Below are 3,947 nucleotides of genomic sequence, written 5' to 3'. Positions count from 1 at the left end.
CAACCGCAACACGGTCAAGCTACACCTGCGAAAACTCGTTCAAGCTGGCCACTTCGCGCAGTATGGCGCTGGTCGCGGGGTGTGGTACGGGCTGGTGTGAGGGATGAGCCCGGGTAGGTCGGGTTAGTCCGCAGGGCGTAACCCGACACCAACATGAACATCGATGGACACGTCCGATGTCGGGTTACGCTGCGCTAACCCGACCTACCCATGCTGCTGGTAGGCGATTGGGCAGGCCCGTCGGTTGATGGTTTTGTAGGGGCGACTTCAGTCGCCCGGTTCTTCGTTGATCAGCCACCGCTGGGCGACTGAAGTCGCCCCCACAGGGAGCGCATTTGATCCAGATGGCTGAGCCTACGGTGCACTGAGCCATTGATCGAACTCCTCTTCCGGGAACATTCGACAAAGCTGTTTCATTCCATGGCCTGCACGTGAGGACCAGCCTTTTCCTCGAGATATCAGATCTTCCCAGGCATCTTCGACTTCCCAGGGGCGAGTTGCCTTAAGTGCAGACAACAGCATGCCGGCCTGTATGAGGTCCTTGTGCGTCTTGATCTGGAATGCCCCCTCTCTCAAGGTGACAACAATCAGTTTGTGCAGAGCGTAGCGGGCCGGATGGGGCACATTGACAATGACTGCTTGATTGCCACAAATCAGTGCAGATTGTTGAACGTTTTCAAGGGAGTACTCCATGAATTTAAGCGGCTGCAGCGTCACATGCAGGTCCGGGTGTTCATAAGGCACTTCGCCATCACGCCCGACGGGCGTCAGGAAATCAAGCCTGAATTCCTTTTCGTTCGGGATGAGATAGGCCCCGCCCGTTTTTCCACCAAGGCCAGAAACGGGCAAGAATCCCATTTCGAGTGACTGAATCGCCTCGTGCGTTTGCACTGTCATGCCGGCGTTGAGTGCCAGAGAGATGTTCTTTCCTGCATGGGCGAAGTCGATGTCGTGCGTCATGGAGGCATCCGCCACCCCCCATTTCAGGCCCAGCATGTTGCCGTATGACAAAAATGCATGTGTGCCGATGAGCACGCCACCCGCTCGGAAAAATCCATAGTCGGCAAGACGCCGAAGTACCTTGAAATGCCGAGGTAAAACCTGGGCGTTCCCCAAAGCCACAGCAGATCGCACAAGGGGCCCAAGCGATTCTGACGACGAAGCTTCGAGTGACTTGGCCACCAAGGCCCGCACAGCATCATTGTCAGGGCCGACAAAGAGCTGACGACGGGCGCCGGATGGTTCAGAGAACTGGTAGTACCAGTATTTCCGTTCCTTGATGGTTTTGGGGATGAAGCTGCCGGGCAAGTCAGATACTGATCGCATCACATCGGCAGAGAGAGCAACTTCAACGACCTGGGCGAAAGCTGTTTGAGCGATGAGAGAAAGCGGTGTGGATTTCATGCGGTTATACTCAGTTTTTTATTTTGTGAGTATAGCAATAGAGAGGAGCCGATCAGTCATTCCGATTCAGACCCGACAGCTTCAAACCCGTCGGTTGATGGGTTTGTAGGGGCGACTTCAGTCGCCCGCTTTTTCGCTGCTCAACCTCCGATGGGCGACTGAAGTCGCCCCTACAGCTATCTACGCCATCCATGACTCGCGATGCTCTTCGTGTTGGTCGCTACTCCGAATCGGGGCGCATTTATCTGATCACCACGGCCACTATCGGTCGGCGCCCGGTGTTTGAAGATTTCGCTTGCGCACGCTGCGTGGTGAGGGAAATGCGGCACCTGGCGGAGCAAGGCGGAGTCGCGTCGCTGGCCTGGGTTGTGATGCCCGATCACCTGCACTGGCTGTTGCAACTGGGCGAGCACGCCGATCTGTCGGACACGATCCGCGCCTTAAAGGGCCGTAGCGCTCACCGGCTGGGCGGCCCGCTCTGGCAACGCGCTTTTCACGACCGAGCTTTGAGAGAAGAGGACGACTTGCTCGCCGCGGCCCGTTACATCGTCGCGAATCCCCTTCGCGCCGGCCTCGTTTCCCGCATCGGTGACTACCCACATTGGGATGCCATCTGGCTGTAGGTGCTTGTGGTGGGGTGTTGTAGGGGCGACTTCAGTCGCCCGGTTCTTCGTTGATCAGGCACCGCTGGGCGACTGAAGTCGCCTCTACATCCGGCCCCGACATCAAACGGCTTGGCCTTTCGATTTCTGTCGCGTCTCCCAGGCCGTGAATTGCGATGGCCGCAGGCCGTAGCGTGCCAGTACGCCTTCATGCACGCGTCGCAGTTCTTCCACGATCAGTGCTTTGACATTGGTTTGTTCTGGCTTGGAGACCTTGGCGGAAACTGCAGCGTCGATTAGCGACAATCCGTCCGCATCCGGGCTTGTCACGACATCCCGGATCGTTTGTTTGATCAGCTCCCGCCAGGCGAGGCGCAGTGGGTCGGGCTCGACGAAGTCCTGTTTGATGGCCAGGTATTCCTGAGTCGAACGCTCGTAAGCCCATACATACAGATCGCGCAGCAGTTCCACGCGCGTCATTTCATACACGCCCAGGGTGGCGCGGCTGTAGGCCTCTTCGGGTACGTCGAGAAAGGTCAGCGGGCAGAGGTTGGCCCGGAACAAGGGCAGGTTGGCGGCCAGCCGGGATGTGCGCTTGTTGATGTCGGCAAAGGGCTGCAGGTAGGGCAAGTGCACCATTACAAAAAATGATTGTTCGAAGGGGTCGCTGATCCGGTTCGCCTTGTCCAGCAGGGCGTTGAAAGCGCTGTCGATCTGCGCGGGCACCGACAGCGGGCGATATACGCTCAGGCCGATATCCGCTGCATGCAGGCGAAGCCGGCCTTCGTCGGCCGGGTTGGGCAGCAGGTTTTCGGCCAGGGCGCTGTGCAGGTTCATCAGGGTGAAGCGGTCGAATCCCACCGTGTCGATATTTGCAACCAGCAGCTCGATGGCCGTCTTGTGGTTGAGGATCATCTGCGTTTCGATGGTGCCTTTTCCGTGGGCGCTGCGGCCATGCTCGATGAGTTCCCGGGTGTCCAGGCGGGAGTAGGTGTTGCCTTCCAGATGGCTGGAGGCCCAGGACAGATCGATCAGGAGGCGATTCAGAATTGCCCTGCTGTAGGTGCCGGCCGGGTCGCTGGCCTGGGCAGTACGCCCCATTCTGTGCAACTGCTTGCGCAGGGGTTCGGAGAGATACCAGGTCACATTGGGCTGGTAGCGCTCCAGAAAGTCTCGCTGGTATCCAACGGGTTTGCGCGCCTGAATGGCTTGCCCGATGTAGGCCAGAATGTCACGGCTATCGGCCGATATCGGGATGATGCCTGCCCAGGGTGGCGTTGCGGCAGGCGGGGCTTGTTCCTTGAGCGGCGTGGCTGTGCCCGCGCGGTAACGCCGTGCCCGGCCTTCACCTTGCGCGGTGATGCGCCCCTCGGCGATCAACTGGCTGATCCAACGCTGCGCTGTGCGCCGCGCTACGCCTGGGTGCCGAGCGAGCAACTCGGCCAGGGTCAAGCCCGCAGCGGAAGCGGCGAGGGTATCGACAAGATCTGCAGGCGTCATCGTGGCGCAGTTCTCAAATGAGTGTGGCGCGATTTTGGCGCAGTTTTGAGAACTGCGCCAGTGCGCTGGTCGACGTGTTGGGTTCGGATGTAGGGGCGACTCCAGCACGGGTAGGTCGGGTTAGCCCGCAGGGCGTAACCCGACACCAACATGAACCTCGATGGACACGTCCGATGTCGGGTTACGCTGCGCTAACCCGACCTACCCAAACTGAAGTCGCCCCTACACAGGCACAACAACGCACCTGCAAGCAACGCAAAGATTCCACCGGCAACGGTGACATAGCCTTGCTTTTTTGCCGACCTGAAGAACACGCCCTCCGAATCGACACAAGCCCAATAGTTTCTATATCGGGTGCGCAGCCCGCGCGCACCCGATAACGGCAATGCTTACAGCCGCCAAACCTTCGCCCCTGCCGCTTCCAGCGCAGCCGGGTCGTAG

Annotated in this window: 3 protein-coding genes; 1 reads left to right on the top strand and 2 read right to left on the bottom strand. The window is 59.2% G+C overall.

Annotated elements, in window-relative coordinates; all coding sequences use genetic code 11:
* Positions 1-354 precede the first annotated feature (354 nt).
* Positions 355-1,404 carry a nucleotidyltransferase domain-containing protein gene (locus Q1W26_RS10180; RefSeq protein WP_300439379.1) on the bottom strand — a complete coding sequence of 350 codons (1,050 nt, stop codon included), beginning with the start codon at positions 1,402-1,404 and terminating at the stop codon, positions 355-357.
* Positions 1,405-1,595: 191 nt separating this feature from the next.
* Here Q1W26_RS10180 and Q1W26_RS10175 point away from each other — a divergent pair, with 191 nt between their 5' ends.
* A complete protein-coding gene (locus tag Q1W26_RS10175) occupies positions 1,596-2,027 on the top strand; it encodes a transposase (RefSeq protein ID WP_300439377.1) in 432 nt (143 codons plus the stop codon).
* Between the two features lie 102 nt (positions 2,028-2,129).
* On the opposite strand, the gene Q1W26_RS10170 is transcribed toward Q1W26_RS10175, so the two are convergent.
* Complete coding sequence (locus Q1W26_RS10170) at positions 2,130-3,614, bottom strand: Fic family protein (protein WP_300439374.1); 1,485 nt, start codon at positions 3,612-3,614, stop codon at positions 2,130-2,132.
* Between the last annotated feature and the right edge of the window lie 333 nt (positions 3,615-3,947).

The organism is Zoogloea sp., assembly GCF_030157465.1.
Lineage (GTDB): Bacteria > Pseudomonadota > Gammaproteobacteria > Burkholderiales > Rhodocyclaceae > Zoogloea.
Note: the sequence above shows the minus strand (reverse complement) of the source record. Positions and strands in the feature narration are given on the sequence as shown.